This window comes from Ruegeria sp. BB1 (assembly GCF_056539465.1).
The window spans coordinates 40,658-63,699 of record NZ_JBQFVB010000006.1; the positions used below are offsets into that span (position 1 = coordinate 40,658).

Here is a 23,042-nt window from a genome sequence, read left to right on the forward strand (position 1 = left end):
ATGGCGCAGCTTTTGATCGTCTACCATTCGCGCACCGGCGGCGCCCGGCAAATGGCCGAAGCCGCGGCTGAGGCCGCGCATGATGAGGCTGAAACCATCCTGAAACCCGCCGATCAGGCCGGACCGGACGATCTCCTGCGCGCCGATGGCTACCTGTTCTGCGCGCCCGAGAATCTGGCCGCGATTTCGGGTTTGATGAAAGAGTTTTTTGACCGCAGCTATTATCCCGTACTGGGCAAGATCGAAGGCCGTCCCTATGCCCAGATGGTGTGCGCCGGGTCCGATGGCGAGAACGCCGCGCGCCAAATGGCCCGGATCGCAACCGGCTGGCGGTTGAAAGAGGTGCAACCGCCACTGATCATCTGCACCCATGCGCAAACGCCCGAGGCGATTTTGGCGGAAAAGACTGTTCCAGATGATCAGCTGGACCAATGTCGCGAGATCGGTGCTGCTTTGGCTGCGGGTCTGACCCTGGGCGTGTTCTGAGCCTCAGTTCAGATCAACGACCGTAGTGTCTTCGTTCCAACCATCAACATTGCAGCGTGCCTCAATCTGAACCTGTGTGGCGCCTTCGGGAATGGCCACACCACTTAGCGACCGGGTAAAGGGCTGCTCATTCTCATGTGGATGGTGCAACACGCGCATGCCCAGCTCGTTGCCGTCCATATCCAGCACGCGCCAGCCATCGGCGTAATGATCCCAGCCGGTATCGGGATGGCGGATCGTCACGTCGAATCGCCAGGTATCACCGCTCTGACGGGCTGAGACATTCTCGATCACCGACGGATCGGCAAGGGCAGGGCTGGCCAGAAAGGCACTGAGAATCAGGTATCGCATGCGCTGACCATAGGGTGTGCGACGCACCCGCGTCATCACGAACCTGTGTTGGGTGGCAGGTCCATCAGGATCGATCGTGAATGCGAGGCAAATTCCCGCCGGTACAACACGCCAAAGGTGACGGTGGTGCCGATGATCAGGGCAACCGGCCCCAATATCCATGTCACCGAGGCCAGCGCAAAATAGGTCGCCCGAAGGGCACGGTTGAAGCTGCGTGCGGCGGTGACGCAGATCTCGGCGGCTTGCGCAGCGCGGGGATAGGCCTGCGGATCTTCGGGGTCATTGGGCACGGCGGCCATCAGCACCCCGCAATAGCCGAACAGGCGGTGCGCCCAGACATATTTCAGAAACGCGTTGGACAGAAATGCCAGTACAATCAGAATCTTGATCTCCCAGACCAAGGCCGGGGCGCTGCCTATGGCCAGATCCTGCGCCACCCCGGCCAGACGTTCGGTATTGCCCAGCAAGGCCAGCCCGCCGCCAATGGCAATCATCGTGGTCGAGGCGAAAAACGTGCTGCCCTGCCGCATGGTGCCAACCATCTGCGCATCAAACATGCGCGGTTGGCGCGTTACCATCTCGTGCATCCAGTTGCGGCGAAAATCATCCATCATCATCGTGACGGAGTTTTTGCGCGGTGAAGGGTTGTCGATCCGCCAGCCGATCCATTGCCACGCACAAAACAGCATCACAATGGCCGCATAGTCGAGCGGTGAAAACACCAAGGCACGTTCAATCCAGGTCATGATCGCGACACTACGCGCGGCCAAGAGAACTTGCCAGTGGTTGAAATTGGTAATATTAATTTACCAAATCGGAGGGCTCGCCATGGACATGCCAACGCCAAACCCAGAAATTCTACGCCGCAGGGACGCCGTTTTGCAGCAATTGCTGGAGGTTTTGCCCCAAGATGCTGTGATCCATGATGCTGCTGAAACCCTCGCGTATGAATGCGATGCGCTGACGGCGTATAAATGTCCTCCGATGCTGGCGGTGCTGCCGGCGACCACGCAACAGGTCTCGGACGTGCTGCGCATCTGCCATGCCGAAGGCGTGCCGGTTGTGCCGCGCGGTTCGGGCACGTCTCTGGCGGGCGGGGCATTGCCGACGGCGGATTGCGTCATTCTGGGCATCGCCCGCATGAACGAGGTGTTGGAGACCGATTATGACAATCGCTATATCCGCGTTCAGACCGGCCGCACCAATCTGAGCGTGACCGGGGCCGTTGAGGAAGAGGATTTCTTTTACGCCCCCGATCCTTCGTCACAACTGGCCTGCGCCATCGCGGGCAATGTCGCCATGAATTCCGGCGGGGCGCATTGCCTGAAATACGGTGTGACGACCAACAACTTGTTGGGCGTGACCATGGTATTGATGGACGGCAGTGTGGTTGAGATCGGCGGCGCGCATCTGGATGCAGGTGGATTGGACCTGCTGGGGGTGATTTGCGGCTCGGAAGGGCAATTGGGTGTCGTGACCGAAGCAACGCTTCGCATACTGCGCAAACCCGAGGGCGCCCGGCCGGTTTTGATTGGTTTCGACGACAACGAAGTCGCCGGGCATTGTGTCTCGGATATTATCAAATCGGGCATTCTGCCCGTCGCGATCGAGTTTATGGACACGCTGTGCATCAGGGCTTGTGAGAATTTTGCCAAAGCAGGCTATCCCGATTGCACGGCGCTGCTGATCATCGAGGTCGAAGGGTCCGAGGCTGAGATCGACTATCAGCTGTCGAAGATCGTCGAGATTGCCAAACGCCATAACCCGGTGGAAATTCGCGAAAGCCAATCGCCTGAGGAGAGCGCCAAGATTTGGCTGGGCCGGAAATCGGCCTTTGGGGCCATGGGGCAGATGAACGACTATATGTGTCTGGACGGTACGATCCCGGTCTCGTCCCTGCCCGAAGTGTTGCGCCGGATCGGCGAGATGAGCCAAGACTACGGCCTGCCCGTCGGTAATGTGTTTCATGCGGGTGATGGAAACATGCACCCTCTGATCCTGTTCGACGCCAACAAACCCGGCGATCTTGAGAAATGCGAGGCGTTTGGCGCCGACATTCTGCGGCTATGCGTCGATGTAGGCGGCTGCCTGACGGGTGAACACGGGGTAGGCGTGGAAAAGAGGGATCTGATGACACATCAATACGCGTCGCAAGACCTGGAAGCACAGATGGCGATCAAGGATGTGTTTGATCCGAAATGGTTGCTGAACCCCGCCAAAGTGTTCCCTCTGAACGCGTCAGCATCCCGGCGCGATGTGCGTCTGGCTGCAAAATAATAGGCTCTAACACAAAAGATATGCGATGAAACCCAAGACGGAAACCGAACTGGCCGAGATGGTGGCCGGACTGAGCCATCCGGTGCGTATTGCCGGTGGTGGCACCCGTGGTATTGGCGGGCCAGACGCAACCATTCACACCGTGGGCTTAAGCGGCATAAACTTGTATGAACCCGGCGCGCTGACCCTTGTGGCGCAGGCCGGTACACCCTTGGCCGAAATTGAGGTCGCTCTGGAAGCAGAAGGTCAGCAATTGCCGTTTGAGCCTATGGATCATCGTGGTTTGCTGGGCACGGGCGGAGAGCCCACCATCGGCGGTGTCGTGGCGGCCAATATCTCGGGCCCACGGCGTATTCAAGCCGGGGCCTGCCGGGATTTCCTGCTGGGTGTGCGGTATGTCGATGGCAATGGGCAGGTGATCAAGAACGGTGGCCGGGTGATGAAAAACGTCACCGGATACGATCTGGTCAAACTGATGGCAGGTTCCTGGGGCACGTTGGGGATTTTAACCGAAGTGTCGCTGAAAGTGCTGCCAAAGTCCGAATCCACCGCGACCTTGGCTGTACAGGTCGCGGATGCTGAAGACGCAGTGCAAGCCATGTCCGCAGCGCTGAAATCTCCATTTGAGGTCAACGGGGCCGCGTATGACCCTCAAGATGGGCGCACCTATTTGCGGATCGAGGGGTTTTCCGATTCGGTGTCCTATCGCTTTGGCCAGCTGAGATCAGTATTGACCAGATTTGGTGAGGTCACAGAAATCCCGGATTCTGCGGACCTGTGGCAAGGTCTGCGTGATGTTAAGCCGTTTCAGGGTCTAGACGGCGACGTCTGGCGGATTTCGGTCAAGCCAAGCGACGCGCCCGAAGTTTCGAGGAGTCTGGCGGCGGACCAGCTTTTGTTCGATTGGGGCGGGGGTTTGATCTGGGCGCGGGTCTCACAAGGAACCGATCTGCGCGCACGTTTGGGTGCATTTGACGGCCACGCAACACTGGTACGGGCTGGAGCAGATACAATAGAAACTTTGGGTCAATTTCAGCCTGAACCTGTCGAAGTTAAGGCTCTAACACAGGGATTAAGACAGCGTTTTGATCCACGCGGCCTCTTCAATCCGGGCCTGATGGGATAAATTGATGCAGACGACATTTACCGAAGAACAGCTAAAGGACCCGGCGACCCAGCGCGCGAATGAAATTCTGCGCAGCTGTGTTCATTGCGGGTTCTGTACTGCCACCTGCCCCACCTATCAGGTACTGGGCGACGAACTCGACAGCCCGCGCGGACGTATCTATCTGATCAAGGACATGCTTGAGAATGAGCGTGTGCCGGATGAAAAAACGGTACGACACATCGATCGTTGTCTGTCCTGCCTGGCCTGTATGACAACTTGTCCGTCCGGCGTGCATTACATGCATCTGGTTGATCACGCGCGGGACTATATCGAACAGAATTACAATCGCCCCTTCAGTGATCGTGCGCTGCGCTGGATACTGGCGCAAATTCTGCCCTACCCGACACGATTCCGCTGGGCGCTACTAGGGGCGAAACTGGGTCGCCCGCTTCGTTTCCTCATGCCGGATGCGCGGCTGCGGGCGATGTTAGATATGGCGCCCAAGCATATCCCTCCGGTCAGCCGAAATGACGACCCGCAAAGCTTTGTGTCCAAGGGACCGCGCAAGAAACGCGTGGCTTTGATGACGGGCTGTGCGCAAAAGGCGCTGAACACCGATATCAACGACGCAACCATTCGCCTGCTGACCCGGTTGGGGTGTGAGGTTGTGGTTGCCAAAGGAGCCGGGTGCTGTGGCGCGCTGACCCATCACATGGGCAAGACCGGCGACAGTCACAAAGCGGCCCAAGCCAATATAAAGGCCTGGACGGCCGAGATGGATGGCGGTGGGTTGGACGCCATTGTTATCAACACCTCGGGTTGCGGCACGACGGTCAAGGATTACGGGCACATGTTCCGAAACGATCCGCTGGCGGAAGGCGCCGCGCGGGTGGCGGATATCGCGATGGATGTCAGCGAATTGCTGATGCTTCTGGACCTTCCCGAAGGTACGAACCAGAACTTGACTGTTGCCTATCACGCGGCATGTTCTCTGCAGCATGGGCAACAGATCAAAACTCATCCCAAGACTTTGTTGAAAAAGGCTGGATTCACGGTATTAGAGCCTGCTGACAGCCATTTGTGCTGTGGCAGCGCTGGTACGTATAACCTGATGCAGCCGGAAATCTCGGGCCAGTTGAAGCAGCGCAAAGTGAAAACGCTTGAGGCGAAGAGACCGGACATGATCGCGGCTGGCAATATTGGTTGCATGATGCAAATCGGCTCGGGCACAGATATTCCGGTTTTGCACACGGTTGAATTGTTGGACTGGGCCACCGGTGGCCCCAAACCACGGGCCTTGCAACCGGGTGATGGGGCAAAGATTCCGATCCTCAGATAAGCCCGGTTGATGCAGCGGCGCATCAGTTTTCGGACGAAACCAAACCCGGCACGGCTGCCCTATTTTCGCCCCACCACGACCGTAGGAAGGTGATCCAACAGCAACGCCGGAGAACCGCTTGCAAAACTGGATCAGGGCTTTAGCGCTGGCATTGATGCCGATAGCGGCCGCGGCGCAGGATAGTGGGCTAAAAAGCCTGGATACCACCGATGCCGGGCGGGCGTGGATGGCTGTTGGCCGTCTGGATATAAACGGATCGGGGTTTTGCACGGGTACGCTGATCTCACCTACTTTGGTGCTGACCGCCGCGCATTGCCTGTACGACAAAACAACCGGTCAGCGGATCGATCTGTCCGGGGTCGAGTTTTGGGCCGCGTGGCGTCTGGGCCGCGCGTCCGCCTATCGTGCGGCGCGGCAGGCGGTGGTGCATCCGGACTATCGCTATGACAACGAAACTTCGACGGCACGGTTGCGCAATGACATTGCACTGATCGAGTTGTGGCAACCCATTCGCAACACCACTGTGATCCCGTTTGAAACCGGCGATCGTCCCCGTCGTGGGGAAGAGGTGGGCGTTGTCTCGTACGGGCAGGACAGGGCCGAAGCCCCGGCGCTGCAAGAGGTCTGCTCGGTCATGACCCGCCGGTCAGAAGTTCTGGTGATGTCCTGCGATGTCGAGTTCGGCTCTTCGGGCGCGCCGGTTTTTTCCTTTGAGGGTGACCGCCCGCGCATCGTGTCCGTGGTGGCTGCCAAGGCCGAGTTGAACGGCCAGCGCGTTGCCGTCGGTACCCCGGTCGAAGGGTCGCTGCGCCTGTTGCAAGCTGAACTGTCGGCTGGGCGCGGGTTTCTGGCTGCGACCCCTGAGGGTACATCCAAAAGAAACATTGGCGCGAGGTTCATCAAGCCATGATACGAATTCTGCTGGGCACATTGTTATGCTTGTCTGTCTTGTCGACTGCATCCCATTCGCAAACCGCAAAACGCAAGCTGACGGATCGTGACGACCTTTATGGCTGGGAGGCGGTGGGCCGTCTGGATATCGGCAATAAGGGCTTTTGCACCGGCACGCTGATTGCACGGGATCTGGTTCTGACGGCGGCTCATTGTGCGTTGGATAAGGCCACCGGCCGGCCCTATAAACCCGGAGAAGTGACGTTCCGTGCCGGATTGAGCAACGGTAATTCTCTGGCCGACCGCAAAGTCATCCAGATCGCCACCCATCCGGATTTTGTGGCCAATGCGCCGGTCTCGGCACCGCGAGTTCGCATCGATGTGGCGCTGATGCGTCTGGATGCCCCGGTCCCGCACGGCGTCGCCGATCCGTTTGCGTTGTACGAGGGACGGATCAACGACAACGAGATCAGCGTTGCATCCTACGGGCAAGGCCGATCCGAGGCTATTACGCGCCAGCGTTCGTGCAGCATCCTTCAACGCGGTCGCGGGCTGATCAGCTTTGACTGTGACGTAACCTTTGGGTCTTCGGGGTCGGCCATTCTGGCAAAAAAGGGACCGCGCTGGCAGATTCTGTCGGTTGTATCCGCGGGTGGTTTTGATGGTCGGCGCAAGGTCGGGTATGGCATGGAACTGTCTGGGATCGTTTCTGATTTGAAAGCTGACCTGCGCCGAGATGCACCCCAGCCCAAGGCCAAGATCCGCCGGTTGCAGGTGGGGTCGGACAAGTCCAGTTCCGGTGCCAAATTCATCTCATCCGACGGGTCTTGAACTCGTTCAAAATGCTCCCCATGTGAATTGTACCGGGTCGCCGTGAACGGGGCCTGGCATACTCAATCGCCCGTCCGAACGGAGGGCAAATCGTAGATCGCTCAGATATGAGGATATGACACATGCGTACTTTTGATTTTGCACCGCTGCACCGCGCAACCATTGGTTTCGACCAGATCGCAGACATGATGGACCGCGTTCTGACCAATGACGTGGCTCAGCCCAGCTATCCGCCTTACAACATCGAAAAAACCGATGCCGACACCTATCGCATTTCGGTCGCTGTCGCCGGTTTTTCGGAAAATGACCTGTCGGTCGAAGTTAAGGAAAACGCGCTGATCGTCGCCGGTAAGAAAGCCGCCGAAGACCAAGAGCGCAGCTACCTGCACCGCGGCATCGCCACCCGCGCGTTCGAGCGCCGCTTTGCGCTGGCCGATCACGTGCGCGTCACCGGCGCCAACCACGAAAACGGCATGCTGAACATTGACCTGAAGCGCGAGGTGCCCGAGGCCCTGAAACCGCGCCGGATCGAGATCGCTTCGGCCAACGCCATTGAAAAGGATGTGGTCGACGCCAAAGCCGTGAACTAAGGCGGTCAACCCACACGCCGCGGCGATCTCCTCCTCTCTGGGTCGTCGCACCATGCGCCCCGCGTTCCTCCAGACGCGGGGCGTTGTTTGTAAGCTCGCTAGTGGCCGCTATGCGGACAAAACTGCTGTTGCTAGTTTCGGTTCCCGCCAACTAGGGTGAAATAGGCTGTCTCTTAGTCGCTGTAGTTGAGATACTTAATGACTGACTTTTGGAAGACTAACGATCATCCGACTGTTGTTTGGGCTAACGGCAGCGAGAATTGGCAAACCAAGCGGATTCAGCCCATCAATCAAAGCTTGTTGGTCGTGGACATAGCTGCTGCAACAAAGGCCTCTGAACCAGAAAGCGTTGGCGGAATTGACGGCGTATATCCCCTTGAAATCAAGCCCGAAAGCGATGAGTTGCGCTTAAGCTTTTATGACTTCGTTGCGTATTCGGTGACTGCTGAAATGTTTGCTCAACAAGGCGATCAAGAAATTTCGGTCGAGGGTTGGCTTCGAATTTTCTCGAAATCATTTTACTTGGAGTTTGTGGAACGAAGTACTTGGGCGACATCAGAATTTCCCGGAGATTTGATACACTATCAGATCAACACGCTTGACCATACGATTGATGTCGTAACTTCGAACCCTCCTGAAATTCTCAAATCTATTTAATGAAGCGAGGTATATAAGGGCTCAAAACAGACATTAATAGAAAAGTCCCACAAATAATTTCGCGGAACCAACCCCAAGCAGGGCTCGAAAGTTGGTTCCTTCGGTTACCGACCCAATCGACCTGAACAGAGTATTGCTGAGGCGCGGGCGGCACCGCCCACTGAAGTATGGTGATGCTTTGGATGCGCTTTTTTGTGGCAAGCGCATCCAAATATGGGATATCGACGGATCAGACCGACATGCAGATGTATTTCATCTCAAGATAGTCTTCCATGCCGTGATGGCTGCCTTCACGGCCGAGACCGGATTGTTTGACACCGCCAAACGGGCCCAGCTCGGTCGAGATGATGCCCGTGTTCACGCCCACGATGCCGTATTCCAGTGCCTCGGCCACTTTGTAGACGCGGCTCAGGTCCTTGGCATAGAAATAGGAAGCCAGACCAAATATCGTGTCGTTGGCCATGGCGATGACATCATCCTCGTCCTCGAACTTGAACAGAGGGGCCAGCGGGCCAAAGGTCTCCTCTTGCGCGACCTTCATGTCCTGCGTCACGCCGGTGACGATGGTGGGCTGAAAGAAGGTGCCGCCCAGATCATGCGGCAGGCCACCGGTCAGGATAACGCCGCCTTTTTCCGTGGCATCGGCGATGTGTTCGCGCACCTTGGCGACGGCCTCGTCACTGATCAGCGGGCCGGTGGTGATACCCTGGTTCAGGCCGTCGCCGACGTGCAGGGCCTCGGTTGCGGCTTTCAGCTTGGCAGCGAATTCGTCGTATACACCGGCCTGCACATAGATGCGGTTGGCGCAAACACAGGTCTGGCCGTTGTTGCGAAACTTGCACATCATCGCGCCTTCGACGGCCGCATCCAGATCGGCGTCGTCGAATACAATGAAAGGTGCATTGCCGCCCAGCTCCATCGAACATTTCATGACCTGATCGGCGGCCTGACGCAGCAGGATGCGCCCCACCTCGGTCGAGCCTGTAAAGGTCAGCTTGCGCACGCCGGGGTTTTCGCAGAACTCTTTGCCGATCTCGCTGGCCTGAGACGAGGGCACAACGTTGAACACGCCGGCAGGTACGCCCGCCTGTTCCGCCAGCAGCGCCAGCACCAACGCTGACAACGGCGTTTCCGTCGCCGGACGGGCCACAAAGGCGCAACCTGCGGCCAGCGCTGGGGCCGCCTTGCGCGTGATCATTGCGTTAGGGAAATTCCATGGAGTGATCGAAGCCGCCACACCGATGGGCTGTTTCAGCACGGTGATCCGCTTGTCGCGCTGATGGCCGGGGATGGTCTCGCCATACACACGCTTGGCCTCTTCGCCGAAGAATTCGATGAACGAGGCACCATAGGCAATTTCGCCCACGGCTTCAGCCAGCGGCTTGCCCTGTTCGGCGGTCAGGATCTTGCCCAGATCCTCGGCGTTTTCCATCATCAGGTCGAACCAGCGGCGCAGGATTGCAGCGCGTTCTTTGCCGGTCAGCTTGGCCCATTCTTTTTGCGCAGCCTCGGCCTGAGCGATGGCGCCTGCCACCTGCGCCCGGCTGACATCGGCAACCTCGGCCACCACATCCCCGCGGGCCGGGTTGGTCACCGCAAGGGTGCCATTGTCGCCATCCACCCACTGACCGCCAATATAGGCTTTGGTCACCAGCAGTTCAGGGTTTTTCAGAAGGGATTTCAGATCGGTTGTCGCGTCCAGCATGGGTCAGCCTCCGGCAGAAAATTGGTTCAACGCACCCAATCAGGTGGGGTCGGGAATGTCTATGTCCACTATCGCCAGCGGGTCAATCCAGATTTGATCAAATAACCTTCGGTTCAAGGCTGTGCATCACGCCTATCTTTTTCAGGCTGAGTTTGTCAAAGTCTGGAGGAAATTTGGACCCAAGGGGATGTAAACACCCGTAACATTCCCTATCTTATTGGGTAAATAAAGAAAAAAGGGATAGCAGAGATGTCGAACCATCAATTTGATGCCTTGATCGAAGAGACTCAGGCGAAAGTCCGTGAAAGCCAATCACAGATCGAAGGGCTGACATCGCGGATTGAGGCCGCCCGCGCCAAAATCGGCACCACCGAGGCGGATATCGACATCGAAAATGCAACGCTTGAGGATGTGCACGCCCATACTGAGGTGATGAACGCCAATATCGCCGAACTGATCATGGGTCTGGACGATGTGACCAACGCGTTTTCCAAGGATTTCGACGAGATGCGATCGAAAACCGGGTGGGAATCGTTTGTCGGCATCTTCGCCAAAGCCAAATCCGAGTCGATGCGGCAGGAGCGCATGCGCACCGCCAATATCGACGACAAGCTGCAGGACCTGATCGCCAAATCCGACGTGATCGTCAAGCTGCTGGAAGGGCAGTTGTCGGTGTTGGAGGAGCAGCGGGTAAAGGTTGAGGACAACCTGACCGGCACGCTGGACGACCGTGAGGCGACCGTGGCCGAACTGGAAGCCTTGCGCGCCGAGATTCAGGGCATGGATCCGACGATCATCACGTTGGAGAACAAGATCAGCGTCGAACAGGACGCCGCCGCGCGCACCCAGCTGGAAACCGAACTGGCCGAGCTGAACAAGCAGTACAATGCCAAGGTTCAGGAAGAGCAGGTCAAGCTGGCCAAATCTCAGACGCTGGAGCGGTATATCGAAAAGGGCAAAACCTGGGTCGATTCCCTGCAGAACCAGGCGGCGACGCAGATGGTGCTGATCAATAAGTTGCAGACAGACACGCAACAGCGCGTGGTGCTGTATGACGCCCTGACCAAATCGCTGAAAACCGCGCAGCAGCAGGACGTGGCCCACCGCATCAACGAGATCGGCGTGCAGACCGACCAAGAGGCGCAAACCGCCATGGCCGCCATCGGCACCGCGACCAACCAGAAGATGGCCGACATGCTTGAGGCGCATGAGGACCACATGGTCTTTGCCCGCGACGTGCTGGAGAAAAAGGCCAGGGCGGATGAACGCTTTGCCCGTCGGTTCGCGTCGATTGTCGAGAAGCATGATAAGAACTTGTATGGGGGGTGAGGCGCTTCAGTGACGTTCCGTTCCAAAGGCAAGCCAAAAGGAATACGCTACAGGTTCAGGATAGGGATTCTCTTTGTTGTCTTTGGTGGGTTCCTAACTTTGCTTCTTCTGACAGCTGATTGGACCCCGGATTCTTTGATAGCTAAACTTATATTGATAGCGGGTGTTCTATTGATGACATTCTGCTTTTGCGTTCTGTTTGCCAACGGTCTGATCAAACTTGAACAGCTTGATCAGAAGTTGTTCGGCCGCCGACAAAGAAAAGAGCGCGTGGATAATGACTAACCCCACCCAAGACCATGTCGGCCTGACCGACACCTTCGCCTCGCGCCGCTATTTCCGCAAATTTGAGGTAATCACCGTCCATCTCCTTCGTGTGGCTGCGACGATGGAGGCCGAGGGCGCGATCAGCAAGCAAGAGGTGCGGATCGTGTCGCGCTACCTCTCGGGGCTGCTCTACACGTTCCGTGCGCTCAGCATGAAGTACCTGCTGGTCGGGCGCGATACGGGGCGTTTTTTTGGCAGCCTTGCGATGGACAAGCGCGACAGCGGGTTTCCCGTGGCGGCGGAGTTGCTGACCATGGCCAACGACGCGCAGCAGGCGCAAGTACATCTGGCAAATATGCCCTCAGAGGACGACCTGAAAACCGACATGGTGCGCACCATCATCAGCGAACAGGAAATCCCCACCAAGCTGCAATTCGCACTGTCCCAAAGGCTCTATTACGAGGAATTGCTGAAAGGTCAGCTGTTCTGGTCCCGCAACGATCCTGAATGCCACTGGATCGGGAATGAAGGCGAGCGGCGCAAGTTCATGATCCACTGGGCGGTCTATGACAGCCAGATCAACCTGCCGGTCATCTACCTGATGCAGCTTGAGGACAGCGGCAAGACGGCCCTGCCCAAGGATCAGCGCCGCTGGCCCGAAGTGCAGGCGCATCTGATGGCGCAGTCCTTGGGTGGATTGAAACTGGTGACCATCGCCAAGGGCTTCGATCAGGATTTTGATGACCTGCACCCCAAACACCTGCGCCGCATCCACGTGGGCCCGATGTATTCCTCGGCCTATACCGAGCAATCCGGGCCACTGCGGCAGGTGCTGGAAGACGCGCAGGCGCCCGAAGGTCAGGACTGGGCGCTGGCCTGGACCACTGAAGAATTGGAGAGCGAAGACGTGATCGAAGAACGCGCCGGGTGGTTTTCCACCGTCGAACGCGAGGTGTTCGCTTTGGACCCGTTCGGCGGGCAGGGGGCCGAGACCGGCGCCACGAGCACGCAGCGATCCATCATCCTGCCCCAGCGCCCGTTCCAGGTGCTGGCCGAGCGCAACCCGCCGGGATTTGCCGACGTGCGCAAGTTCGTCGTTAGCAAGACCGGGCAGGTGTTGAGATATTGAGGATTTCGCCTTCGGCGAGAGTATTTTTGAAAAGATGAAACAAGGGCGGTTTTGAGATGAATTTGACGTCTGATCAGATGGAATTGCGCGAGTCGGATATACGCAAGCATTATCCGGCGGCGACCGCCTTGCTGAATGGGTTTGAACACGCGCCGCGGATTGCGAAGGCGGTTGATGCGACGGTCGAGCGTTCACCGGGTGTGTCCACGGGGCGGCGGTTTCGGTCCACGACCCCTGGTCTAGTGACAAGGCGTACTGTGCGGGCCGACGGGGTGCATCTGGTTGAACGGATCGAAGCTTCGGAAGATGGCGATGCGCTGGTCTCGCCGCCGCAGGCCACTACGCAGCAGGCAATCCGCCGTGCGGTTGCCATTGCTCTGGCGGTGGCTGAAGCCTATGCCGAACAGACACCGCTGGCAGACCTGAAACGCGCGAACCTTGCGGGCGATCTGCCCGCCGCGCGCAAAACCGAGTTTTCGGAATTGCTGACAGCTGAGGCGCTGATCACCTCGCATACTCTCGGCAATGCCTTGGCCTATCTGATGTCCTCGCATCTTGGCGAAACCACTGCCGATATTGGTGAGATCGAAGAGGTCTTGACCGACAACGGTCAACTCGCCCTGCATGGCGCATTGTGGGAACTGGACCAGATGCTGGCCAAACATGCCCCTGACGATGCCTATCTGATCGCGGCCACCAGCGCCTATGCTGAACAGCTAATGGAAAAAGCCGCCCTGCGCGCGCAATCTGCTAGTCATCTGGCCCCGTTCCACAACGCCGCCTGGCATATCGAGGCCGATGATCTGACGATCCGAGGGTTTGTACCCGCCTCGAAGGCCAAATCCACCACCCTGACCATGACGTTCAAGAAACCGAACGAGGTGGTTGGCAACCACATCGCCAAGTATCAGGCGATGAAGCTGGCCAAGATGGTGATGGCTTATGACTTCGACCGCCGTCTGAACCCGTTTGCGGAGCTTGGCGGGTTCATCTTTACCTTTATGGGGGATGGCAAACCGGGCACCGGAAAAACCACCCTGATCCAGATGATGGCCGGGCTAATCAATGACTACTGCCAGAACGCAGGCTATCCGTTCCGCTATCAGAACCTGAGCACCGACAATATCGACAGCTATCAGGGCAAATCCGGTCAGAACGCCAAGGCGTTTATCAACACGATCATCGACCCCTCGGTCATCGGGTTTGGCACCATCGACGATATCGACCAGCTGGCGGGCAAGCGCGGCGACCGGCAGTCGTCAGCCGGGCAGCTGGAAATCACCGCCGTGCTGATGGAGAGCTTTGCGGGTGCCAACACCGTTGTGCGCGGCAACTGCACCTTCGGCATGTTCTCGAACTACCCCGAGAATGTGGACGACGCCTTGCGTCAACGGGCGGGCGCGCGGTTTCTGGTGGACGGGCCGCAAACGCGCGAGGACTACATCGACATCCTGCACCTGCTGATGGGCCGCAACCACGACATACCCTTGGGTGAACACGAAGCCTATGCTGCGCAGGAGATCAAGAAGGCCGTCGCCGCCAGTTTCGAAAGCCACGCCCGCCCGCATGAGGACGCCTTGTTGCAGGTCTATGACCGAGTGTCCGGCGAGATCGGCCAGATGGACACGATTGCCAAACTGGGCACCTACCTCAAGGCGATCCAGCAGGCGGATGAGCGCTTCACCGGCCGCGCGATCAAGAACATCACCGATGCGGTCAAGGTCCGCGCGATGGATTTCGAACTGCCCGACGAGTGGATGGAAAACCCCGACCTGTTCCTGTTCCGCGACTACGACACCAAGAAGGCGATGATCGAGGACCTGCGCCAGCCGATCACGGTGGAAATGGTGATGCAGGAAATCAACCGCTACGCCGACAGCGAGTTCCGCTATGCCGACAAGAGCGACGAGGTCGCCATCGAAAACGCCGTCCGCGAGATGGGCCGGATGGAAGAGGCCAAGCGGCGATATCTGGAGGGGAAGGGGTGAAAAGACTTTTGAGAAGCCCGATTACTTGGGGCGTTATGGCCTCCTTAGTGATTGCGGGTTTTGGGTTGTGGACAGCAATCACGCCGATTTGTGATGTGAACATTTGGGGAGCAAAGGACTGCGGTGTAACCAAATGGGAGTACTTCAAGGAAGCTGCTCCAAACGAAGTTGGGGATACGCTTGCCGGGTTTGCTGGAGCGTTGGCTTTTGTTTGGATCATTGTAACCGTTGGTTTGCAGAGTCAGGAACTCTCCGAACAAAGAGGTGAACTCAAACGACAGGCGGATGAGTTTAACACTATGAATGAAAACCTACGGTCCCAGCAATTTGAGACTATGTTTTTTGAGTTACTTCGTACGCACACTGAGATTGTTGGCGGCTTAGATGTAGTTACAAATGATACAAGAGCTCTGATTGCAGAAGGTAGGGATTGTTTTGTGTTCTTTTACAGAGAGTTGAACAAAGCTTATCGAGAAAAACTCAAGACTCACGACGAGCAAGTCGCGTTGTTCTACGCGTACAAAGACTTTTGGAACGCTAGAGGCAAAGACTTAGGTCACTACTTCAGATTTCTTTACAACTGTTTCAGAGTGCTTTCCGAAGATCAGGACCTTGTACGCACTCATCACATCAAGTTGTTCAGATCGCAATTGTCGGATGCGGAATTACTGCTAATTTTTTATAATTGCTTATCTATTCAAGGTGAGGGTTTCAAAAGATATGCATCCGAGTTTGAGTTGTTTGATAACCTTCCAACTTTAAAATTGCTCGCTCACCATCATATTGAATTAATAGACAGAAAAGCGCTTGGTAGTAATCCTCTACTTACGCCCGAAGCTAACCGGCGTTTGGAACAGGCACATTTGGCAGGGCTTCGGAGTTCGGCAGGAGCGCACCAATGATCCGCCTCATCAAAAAAGGCCTGATGTTTGGCAATCTCGTCCACATCTCCAGCCCGGTTCTGGTCGAGCGGTATAACCGCGCGCTGCAGCATCTGGCGGGCAAGACCACGGCGCTGACGGATTTCCATGTCGATATCTCAGGCTATTCGCCGGAGGTTGGGATTGAACTGGAGGATGAGCTCTACCTCAACCCCAACGGGGTCAACCGGCAATTCATCCTGCTGACGACCGAGCAGAAACGCAGCCCCCTGTTGAACGTCAAATTCTCGACCTCGCGCGATATCCTGCGCGAGTTTATCGAGATGAACGAGGCGCAGTTGTTCGCCCTGACCGCCACCGACGCAGTGGCCGGAGAACTGGTGAACTCGGTCATCAAACTCACCACGCCCCGCGACCTGTTCAACCTGCAAAAGATCGAGATCGAGGCCGACACCGCTGGCGGCACCCTGCGCAAGGCGCAGCAATTGGCGGGCATGGTCGAACGGTTCAAAACCAAAGAGGACGCATGGTTCGACGATGTGCTGATTGCGAAAATGATCGAGACGGCCAGGGAAACCGGCGACGTCACCCGCAACCCCGTCCATCTGCGCCACACGGCGTTCGAGCAGCGCAACTTCTGGACGGCGCATTTCGGCGGGCTCTATCTGTTCCCGGATCTGGACCATCCGGCGGCGATCTGCATGGGCGAAAAACCCGACGATCTGAAGATCAAATACACGTTCGAGCCGTCGCAGCGAAACCAGATCGCCAAGTTTCTTGACTATAACGACTTGGTCGAACCAATCGTCAAAGCGCGGGGCGTGGATGCCACCGCGATCCTGCAGCAAAAGATGGATTTCCTGACCGTCGACGCGGCGGCGGATGCAGGTGTAGACCTGACGGGGCTGGATCGTGGCGACATGCGGCGGCTGGCCCGTAATTACGCAGACCGCCTGCCTGAGGCTTATCACGGTTTGGGCCAATTACTGCGCTGGGCGAAGGATGGTGGTCCGTGGCCGCGCATCACTTCGGACCATCCGGCCTATTTCTACACGTTGCGGGCCACTGATACGCCGAACCGCGATCTGGTGAACATGCTGCTGGCTGAGCTGGCCCCGCTGGACCCGCGCCAAATGTTCATCTGTCACAAGGAACTGTTTTACAACACCTATGCCGGTTGGCCCGAGACCAAGAAAGCCTATGTTGCCGACTTTCTTGCGCGCGAGTATCAGGTGGACAAGGCGGGCGCCCGCGCTGCGTTGTTCGGGCATGAGCCGGACATGAGCGGCGATGACCGGATCAGCGATGACATCATCGCACGCGTTGGTCCCTGGGGCGCAGTTGGGAGGAATTGAATGCTTGTCGCAATCCGTTTTCTAATTCCACTGCTGATCGTTCTGACCGTGATCTATGTCGGGCTGTCGATCTATTCCCGCCTCGTCCGTCGGCGTAAGTTGATCGCGCATTGGGAAAAAAAAGGGCTGCACGGTGATCGAGAGGCTTTTCTCGAGCGGGGAATGCGGCAATATGACAAATCGTTCCGCAAGAAACTGCTGCTGGGTGTCTATGTCATCCCGCTTGGGGCCATTGCCCTGCTGATCTATATTACTAATTTCAAATGAGGGCCGGATAGATGGTCTATGTCAAATGGGTATTCATCATCGTGTTTTGGGGGCTTGTTGCCTCGGTGCTGGAATACACCTTGCCACAGCAAGATGTGGTGCGGATCGTAAAAACCGAGGTGCGGCGCGTCGATTTTGGTGAGAACTCGATCTTCTGGGCACAGCAAGATACAGGCCAAGAGGGCGCGCAGACTGTCAACCGAGATGTGCGATTTGTGGAGACCTTCCGCCCGAACGGGAAACCGCGCGTTTATCGCAATGAGGATACCGGCTGGGGCTGGCCGCCCTATTTCAAACTCGACAGTTCGAACCTACAGGCGGAACTGACCAATCTCGTGTCGACTGCGGATAACCCGCAATGGGTGGTTTTGCGCCATTATGGTTGGCGCAATCAGCTTATGTCGATCTTTCCCAATGTGGTCTCGGTGCGCCCGGTGGACAGCCCTGATGTGCGGCTGATCCCATGGTTCAACATCATCTTTCTGACGGTTTTCTTTGCCATCGTCTGGGCTATTTGGGTGCGCTGGCGTCGGTTCCGGCAACGCCGTATCGACCCGATGCTTGAGAATATGGAAGATGGGATTTATGCCGCCGGTGATGCGATCGAAGAAAAGCGCAACGGGTTCCGCCGCTGGCTTGATAGCTGGAAATCCAAGTGATGGCGGGCATCTGATCCCGCCACCTGCTCGGTTCTGTTTGCTTATCGAACTACAAACTCAGCGTGCAATGCCCCGGCGGCCTTGATCGTTTTCAGTATGTCGATCATGTCGCGGGGCGACACGCCCAGCGCATTCAGCCCGGCCACAACCTCGGACAGGGTAGTTGCCTCGGGGATTTCGGCCAACCCAGTGCCCTCTTCTTCTTCGATACCGGCGAAAGTGCGGGGGACCACAACCGTTTCGCCGCGGGCAAAAGGGTTAGGCTGAACTGCGATGGGGGATTCCTCGACTGTCAGGGTTAGATTGCCTTGTGATACCGCGACCCGTGAAATCCGAACCTCTTGCCCCATGACGATGGTCCCTGAGCGCTGATCGACCACGACGCGCGCTTTGGTTTCCGGTTCGACCAGAATGTTTTCGATCCGACCCAGCGCATGCGCGGTTGAAACCGACTGGGTTGCCGCAATGTTGAGTTCCACCGTACCGGAATCCCGCATAATCGCCACTGCGCGGTTGAATTCTGTGTTGATCGCATTCTCAATCCGGCTGGCGGTGGTGAAGTCCGGCTCGCGCAGGGCAAGGCGCATTTGCGTTAAGGTTGACAGGTCAAAATCGATCTCACGCTCAACCCGTGCGCCCGAGGGGATCACGCCGGAGGTCGGCACTCCCTGAACAACCGAAGCAGCCTCACCCTCAGCCACGGCGCCACCGGCCAGAACCGTGCCTTGCGCCACAGCATAGATTTGCCCATCGGCCGCGTTGAGCGGTGTCATGATCAGGGTGCCACCCAACAGGCTTTTGGAATCACCAATGGCCGACACCGTCACGTCGATCTGCCCGCCGACCCGCGCAAAAGGCGGCAGGCTGGTGGTCACCAACACAGCCGCTACGTTTTTAGGGCGAAAATCTTCGCCATTCACGTTGACGCCCAGCCGTTCCAGGATGTTCGACATAATCTCTTCGGTGAAGGGTGAATTGCGCAGCCCGTCGCCAGTTCCGTTCAGCCCGACAACCAGGCCATAGCCGACCAGATCATTGCCCCGTACCCCGTCAAAATCCACAAGATCCTTCAGGCGTATCGTGCCAGCGAACGCGATCCCGGGCAGCAACATCAGTAGGAAAACAAAAAGCTTCATCTTAGGAAATTCACCAGCGACAGGTTCGCATTGCGAACGGTGACGGAATACAGGCTCTCCAACTGGAACTGGACAGTCTGCAACTGTGCAGCGGTTTCATAGGGGTCCGCAGCGATCAACTTGTTCCTGCTGAATTCAAGGCTGGTCTGCGCGGCGCTGTTGCGCGTGGCCGCCTGTTCGATCCGAGCCTCTGCTGAACCGACCTGAGCGCGCAAGTTCACCACATCGTTCTGGGTGTTGGCCAGATCGACGCCCAACTGTGTAAACAGGGCAGTGCGCTGATCACGCGGCAAGTTCAGAGCATTGTCAGAGACCAACGCCGCAACGGCAATATCTCGTATCGCATCCTTGATCGCGGGGTCGGTGGCTGTGATCGGGATCGTGATGCTTTCATTCTCGGATATCTGCATCGGTGCCAACGTATTGCCCGAGCCCTGGTAGATCACCGCGTCAAACCCGGCGGGGTCGTTGAACCAGTCTTCTGCCGCCTGTCTGATATCCGCTGTTGTGACGTATCCGCTCAGCTCCGTTTCAAGTGCGTTCAACAACGTGTCGGTTGACGGCAGGGGGGAGACATCAGTGGCCGCGCCGGAATACAGGCTGCGTCCACCAGCGCGGGTGTTCAGCGCTGATATGATCGTATCCAACTCGTTCCGGGCCTGAACCGATGCATTTTCATGGCTGACCGCCTGGTTTGACGTGCCGAAGGACAAAAGGGAGGAGGTCAACTCGGTCACGGACTCGTTAATCGTGGTCAAGCTCAGCTGCATGGCATCCGTGAACAGCCCAGCCTCAGCCGTCGATATCTGATAGGCGTCTAGACGCGATAGGCTGCGGTCCAGATCCAGCAGATGGGAATAGTCACCATCCAGACGTCCCGACACATCCTGAACCTTGCCGGTCGACATCTCATAAGACAGGGTTTCGATTTCGTTTCTGAGTTCGGTCGAGCGGGTCCGCAATGTCATGCCCCGCGCCAGATCGCCAATAGACGTCAAATTCATCATCAGAGCCTCAACAAGGTTTGCATCAATTCATCCACTACCGAGATGACCCGCGCGTTCGCGGCATAGGCCTGCTCGATCTCCATCAGGTTCTGCAATTCCTGGTCGGTATCCACGCCCTGCTCCGCCTCGATTCTGGCCATTTCCAGCTGCGCGCTGTTGGCAAAGGTCAGGCGCTGGCTGGCGGTATGAGCGTCCGATCCGGTTCTGGACATCAGCGACTCGGTCAGGTCCGAGGCGCGCATGTCCCCGGTGCCAAAGGGCGACCCCGCGACGGGCCGGGCATCGCTGAGAATGGCGCCAAAGGCTTGCAATTGCGTGGCATCGCCCGGATCGCCGGGGGCCACCGCACCAAGCCCGTCGCGCAAGCGCCAGCTGTCACCTCCAGTGTCGGGATCAACAATCGTGTTCAGGCTGATGCGCGAGGCCAGCCCCTCAGGCGCAGTGGCATCGAAGCGGTTGCCGGCATCCGTGAACAGACCGGGATCGGTAGGCAATGCGGTGGGGTCCAGACCGGGTGTTTCGAACCGTTCGATCATATCCCGCGCGACCGAGTCGAGATGAGCCTGTGCCTCAACCGCCAGCTCATCGCGGATTTCAAACTGCGCCATCAGCGCGCCGCCGCGTATCTGGGCGTTGTCTCCGCCGGTGCGCACCGGGTTTCCGTTCATCTCCAACCCCGACAGCAGCCCATTGCCCACCGTCATGTGGGGTTTGGTGTCGCCCGTGGTGGTAAAGGAAAATTCGGCAGCCGCGCCTTCCAGCAGGATCAGGCCACCGTCTGAGTACAGCGACACCTGGTCGTTCGCACGCGGAACCGCGTTCACCGGCACCAGCTCATTCACCTGATCTATCAACACCTGCCGCTGGTCCAGCAGGGCACCAATATCGCCACCCGCATGTTTGACCGACGGAATTTTGGCGTTCAGCTTCACGATATCCTTGAGGGTCTGGTTCAGGCTCTCTACCTGCTTTCCAATGGAGCGATCTGCGTCCGAGCGCAGCTGCCGAACGCCTTCGGACGCCGAATTGAGCGCGCTGGCCAGATCATGGCCCGCGCGGGCCACCTGATCCAGTCGCTCAGAAGAATCTGGCAGGCTGGCAGCGGTGATCAGGCTGCTGTCGAACTCGGCCAACCGATTGGCAAGCGATGTGGGATCGTCAACCGTGCCAACGGCGCCCTCAACACTGGTTTGAAAGCTGGAAACTGCAAATTGGTAGGCCAGTTCCGCATCGGTGGTGCGACGGTTGGCGGTTAGAACCGGGTCCTGATTGCGAATAACGCCTACGGTGCGCACCCCGGTGCCCGAAATCACGTTTGTCGTCAGTTCCAGCGACCTGCGGGCATAGCCGGGCGTCCGCGCGTTGGCGATATTGTCCGACACGACCGAGGTGCCGCGGCTCGAGGCCGTCAGGCCGCTGACGGCGTTGTTGAATGCTGTCGACAAATTCATCAGACAGGCCCCCTTTCCGGGTCAAAACCCAAATCAGCGTTTGATGTTGGTGGTTTCTTGCAGCATCTCATCAACGGTCTGAATCACCGTAGCAGCCGAGGAATAGGCGCGTTGGGTCTGAATCAGCGAAGTCAGCTCGGTCGCGATATCTGTGGTCGATTCCTCGCGCGCGAAAGACACAAGTTCACCTGTTGGACCTTCCCCCGCGTTCCAGAGAAAATATGTGCCGCTTTCCCGTGATGGCGCATAAGTCTGGCTGTCCAGCGCGGTCAGGCCATTGGGGTTGGGCACATCCGCCAGCGGGATCTGGAACATGCGGCGGCTGACACCAGTGTCATAGAACGCATAGACATAGCCATTTTCGTCAACTTGAACGCTGGTCATCGTGCCCACGGCCGACCCGTCGCGTGTGATCGAAACGGGCGCAAAGGTATCGGACAGTTGCGTGATGCCGTCCGCATCGCCGATCTGGCCGATATTGATCTCCATCGGGCCACCCGCGACGTTGACCACAAGGCTGCCGGTTGCCGGGTCATAGGCCCCGCCCGACACGGTGGCGACGCTGGCCAGTGTACCGCCCGCGGTGCGGCTGTCGGTGAACGTCAGCGTGTATTCCCCGATCACCGCCCCGCCCGAGGCTGAGTCGCGCAGCACCATGGTCCATTCATTGCTGCTGCCGGCCCCGGGGACGGTTGGCACAAGTTCGATATCCACGCTTTCGGATTTGCCCAGGTTGTCGAAATATTCAACCGACAGGGGTTGTGTGTCGCCCGGCGACCCGGCTTCGGTGGCCGTTGCGGGCAAGTTCATACGCAGATTCATCTGTGTGGTCGGCGCGCCGGACAGTTGATTGACGCTGAGCTGCACGGGCTCGAGCGCTGCCGGGGTGTCCCGCGGCACCGCGGGAATTGAACCGTCCGGGTTGGCGCGCCAGCCCAGCAGGACCAAGCCGGATTCGGTGACCAGATACCCTTCCTCATTGGTGCGGAAAGAACCGGTCGTGGTCAGTTGCATCTCATTCGAGCCACCCGCGATTTGCGAGCTTGGGCGAACCGGCAGCATGCCTCGGCCGCGTACTGCCAGATCGGTTGAATTGTTGGTCGTCACCAGTGACCCGCGCTGATCGATCAGACGCTGGCTGGTGGTTCTGACCCCGCCCGCCGAGTAGCTGCCGCCCTGACCCGAGGTGACCATCGAATGAAAATCCGTCTCGACCCGCTTGTAGCCGAAGGTCGACGAGTTGGCGATGTTGTCTGAAATAGTAGCCAGCCGGTTGGCGTTGGCCTTCAAAGATGCCACACCGGCATTCAGCGAGGAGGAAATCGTCATTGGCACGCC

22 protein-coding genes are annotated in these 23,042 nt (G+C 57.8%); 15 read left to right on the top strand and 7 right to left on the bottom strand.

Annotated features, from left to right (window positions below; translation table 11 throughout):
• The gene (locus ACR0AL_RS14085; protein WP_480663478.1) at positions 1-486 is read left to right on the top strand and encodes a flavodoxin family protein; all 486 of its coding nucleotides are present in this window, start codon (positions 1-3) and stop codon (positions 484-486) included.
• A gap of 3 nt (positions 487-489) precedes the next feature.
• On the opposite strand, the gene ACR0AL_RS14090 is transcribed toward ACR0AL_RS14085, so the two are convergent.
• Both ACR0AL_RS14090 and ACR0AL_RS14095 read right to left on the bottom strand, forming a co-directional pair.
• A complete protein-coding gene (locus ACR0AL_RS14090) occupies positions 490-837 on the bottom strand; it encodes a hypothetical protein (RefSeq protein ID WP_480663480.1) in 348 nt (115 codons plus the stop codon).
• A gap of 35 nt (positions 838-872) precedes the next feature.
• The gene (locus ACR0AL_RS14095) at positions 873-1,583 is read right to left on the bottom strand and encodes a DUF599 domain-containing protein (RefSeq protein WP_170351864.1); all 711 of its coding nucleotides are present in this window, start codon (positions 1,581-1,583) and stop codon (positions 873-875) included.
• Positions 1,584-1,665: 82 nt separating this feature from the next.
• On the opposite strand from ACR0AL_RS14095, the gene ACR0AL_RS14100 reads away from it, so the two are divergent.
• The 7 genes from ACR0AL_RS14100 (at position 1,666) to ACR0AL_RS14130 (ending at position 8,530) form a co-directional block, all read left to right on the top strand.
• On the top strand, positions 1,666-3,114 hold the full coding sequence (locus ACR0AL_RS14100; protein WP_480663482.1) for an FAD-linked oxidase C-terminal domain-containing protein: 1,449 nt from the start codon (positions 1,666-1,668) through the stop codon (positions 3,112-3,114).
• Positions 3,115-3,139: 25 nt separating this feature from the next.
• Positions 3,140-4,240 carry an FAD-binding protein gene (locus ACR0AL_RS14105; protein WP_480663484.1) on the top strand — a complete coding sequence of 367 codons (1,101 nt, stop codon included), beginning with the start codon at positions 3,140-3,142 and terminating at the stop codon, positions 4,238-4,240.
• A gap of 4 nt (positions 4,241-4,244) precedes the next feature.
• Positions 4,245-5,561 carry a glycolate oxidase subunit GlcF gene (glcF, locus tag ACR0AL_RS14110; protein WP_170351867.1) on the top strand — a complete coding sequence of 439 codons (1,317 nt, stop codon included), beginning with the start codon at positions 4,245-4,247 and terminating at the stop codon, positions 5,559-5,561.
• Positions 5,562-5,679: 118 nt separating this feature from the next.
• Positions 5,680-6,471 (top strand): trypsin-like serine peptidase, encoded by a 792-nt coding sequence (locus tag ACR0AL_RS14115; protein WP_480663486.1) that lies wholly within the window; start codon positions 5,680-5,682, stop codon positions 6,469-6,471.
• Positions 6,468-7,283, top strand: a complete 816-nt coding sequence (locus ACR0AL_RS14120) for a trypsin-like serine peptidase (protein WP_480663488.1) — start codon at positions 6,468-6,470, stop codon at positions 7,281-7,283. Before ACR0AL_RS14115 ends, ACR0AL_RS14120 begins: the two co-directional genes overlap by 4 nt.
• A 122-nt stretch (positions 7,284-7,405) precedes the next feature.
• Positions 7,406-7,873: an Hsp20 family protein gene (locus ACR0AL_RS14125; protein ID WP_170351869.1), complete on the top strand. Its 468-nt coding sequence runs from the start codon at positions 7,406-7,408 to the stop codon at positions 7,871-7,873.
• A gap of 198 nt (positions 7,874-8,071) precedes the next feature.
• Positions 8,072-8,530 carry a hypothetical protein gene (locus tag ACR0AL_RS14130; RefSeq protein ID WP_170351870.1) on the top strand — a complete coding sequence of 153 codons (459 nt, stop codon included), beginning with the start codon at positions 8,072-8,074 and terminating at the stop codon, positions 8,528-8,530.
• A 229-nt stretch (positions 8,531-8,759) separates the two neighbouring features.
• Here ACR0AL_RS14130 and ACR0AL_RS14135 read toward each other — a convergent pair whose 3' ends face one another.
• Positions 8,760-10,235, bottom strand: coding sequence for an NAD-dependent succinate-semialdehyde dehydrogenase (locus ACR0AL_RS14135; protein WP_480663490.1), 1,476 nt, complete (start codon positions 10,233-10,235; stop codon positions 8,760-8,762).
• 249 nt (positions 10,236-10,484) lie between these two features.
• Between ACR0AL_RS14135 and ACR0AL_RS14140 the strand changes: the two genes are divergently transcribed.
• The 7 genes from ACR0AL_RS14140 (at position 10,485) to ACR0AL_RS14170 (ending at position 18,110) form a co-directional block, all read left to right on the top strand.
• Complete coding sequence (locus tag ACR0AL_RS14140; RefSeq protein WP_480663492.1) at positions 10,485-11,564, top strand: hypothetical protein; 1,080 nt, start codon at positions 10,485-10,487, stop codon at positions 11,562-11,564.
• 277 nt (positions 11,565-11,841) lie between these two features.
• Positions 11,842-12,960, top strand: a complete 1,119-nt coding sequence (locus ACR0AL_RS14145; RefSeq protein WP_170552300.1) for a hypothetical protein — start codon at positions 11,842-11,844, stop codon at positions 12,958-12,960.
• Between the two features lie 56 nt (positions 12,961-13,016).
• Positions 13,017-14,948 carry an AAA family ATPase gene (locus ACR0AL_RS14150; RefSeq protein ID WP_480663493.1) on the top strand — a complete coding sequence of 644 codons (1,932 nt, stop codon included), beginning with the start codon at positions 13,017-13,019 and terminating at the stop codon, positions 14,946-14,948.
• Positions 14,945-15,850: a putative phage abortive infection protein gene (locus ACR0AL_RS14155; protein WP_480663495.1), complete on the top strand. Its 906-nt coding sequence runs from the start codon at positions 14,945-14,947 to the stop codon at positions 15,848-15,850. The genes ACR0AL_RS14150 and ACR0AL_RS14155 overlap by 4 nt, the downstream gene beginning before the upstream one ends.
• Positions 15,847-17,184, top strand: coding sequence for a DUF6638 family protein (locus ACR0AL_RS14160; protein ID WP_480663497.1), 1,338 nt, complete (start codon positions 15,847-15,849; stop codon positions 17,182-17,184). Before ACR0AL_RS14155 ends, ACR0AL_RS14160 begins: the two co-directional genes overlap by 4 nt.
• Positions 17,185-17,451: a hypothetical protein gene (locus tag ACR0AL_RS14165; RefSeq protein WP_170361871.1), complete on the top strand. Its 267-nt coding sequence runs from the start codon at positions 17,185-17,187 to the stop codon at positions 17,449-17,451.
• 11 nt (positions 17,452-17,462) lie between these two features.
• The gene (locus ACR0AL_RS14170; RefSeq protein ID WP_170351877.1) at positions 17,463-18,110 is read left to right on the top strand and encodes a DUF1523 family protein; all 648 of its coding nucleotides are present in this window, start codon (positions 17,463-17,465) and stop codon (positions 18,108-18,110) included.
• 41 nt (positions 18,111-18,151) lie between these two features.
• Here ACR0AL_RS14170 and ACR0AL_RS14175 read toward each other — a convergent pair whose 3' ends face one another.
• The 4 genes from ACR0AL_RS14175 to ACR0AL_RS14190 are packed head-to-tail and all read right to left on the bottom strand — an operon-like array spanning position 18,152 to position 23,033.
• Positions 18,152-19,246 (bottom strand): flagellar basal body P-ring protein FlgI, encoded by a 1,095-nt coding sequence (locus ACR0AL_RS14175; RefSeq protein ID WP_170399425.1) that lies wholly within the window; start codon positions 19,244-19,246, stop codon positions 18,152-18,154.
• Complete coding sequence (locus ACR0AL_RS14180; protein ID WP_480663499.1) at positions 19,243-20,253, bottom strand: flagellin; 1,011 nt, start codon at positions 20,251-20,253, stop codon at positions 19,243-19,245. The genes ACR0AL_RS14175 and ACR0AL_RS14180 overlap by 4 nt, the downstream gene beginning before the upstream one ends.
• Positions 20,253-21,704, bottom strand: coding sequence for a flagellar hook-associated protein FlgK (gene flgK / locus ACR0AL_RS14185; RefSeq protein ID WP_226689703.1), 1,452 nt, complete (start codon positions 21,702-21,704; stop codon positions 20,253-20,255). The genes ACR0AL_RS14180 and flgK overlap by 1 nt, the downstream gene beginning before the upstream one ends.
• Before the next feature lie 33 nt (positions 21,705-21,737).
• Entirely contained in the window at positions 21,738-23,033 is a 1,296-nt protein-coding gene (locus ACR0AL_RS14190; protein ID WP_170351880.1) for a flagellar hook protein FlgE, read from the bottom strand.
• Positions 23,034-23,042 lie beyond the last annotated feature (9 nt).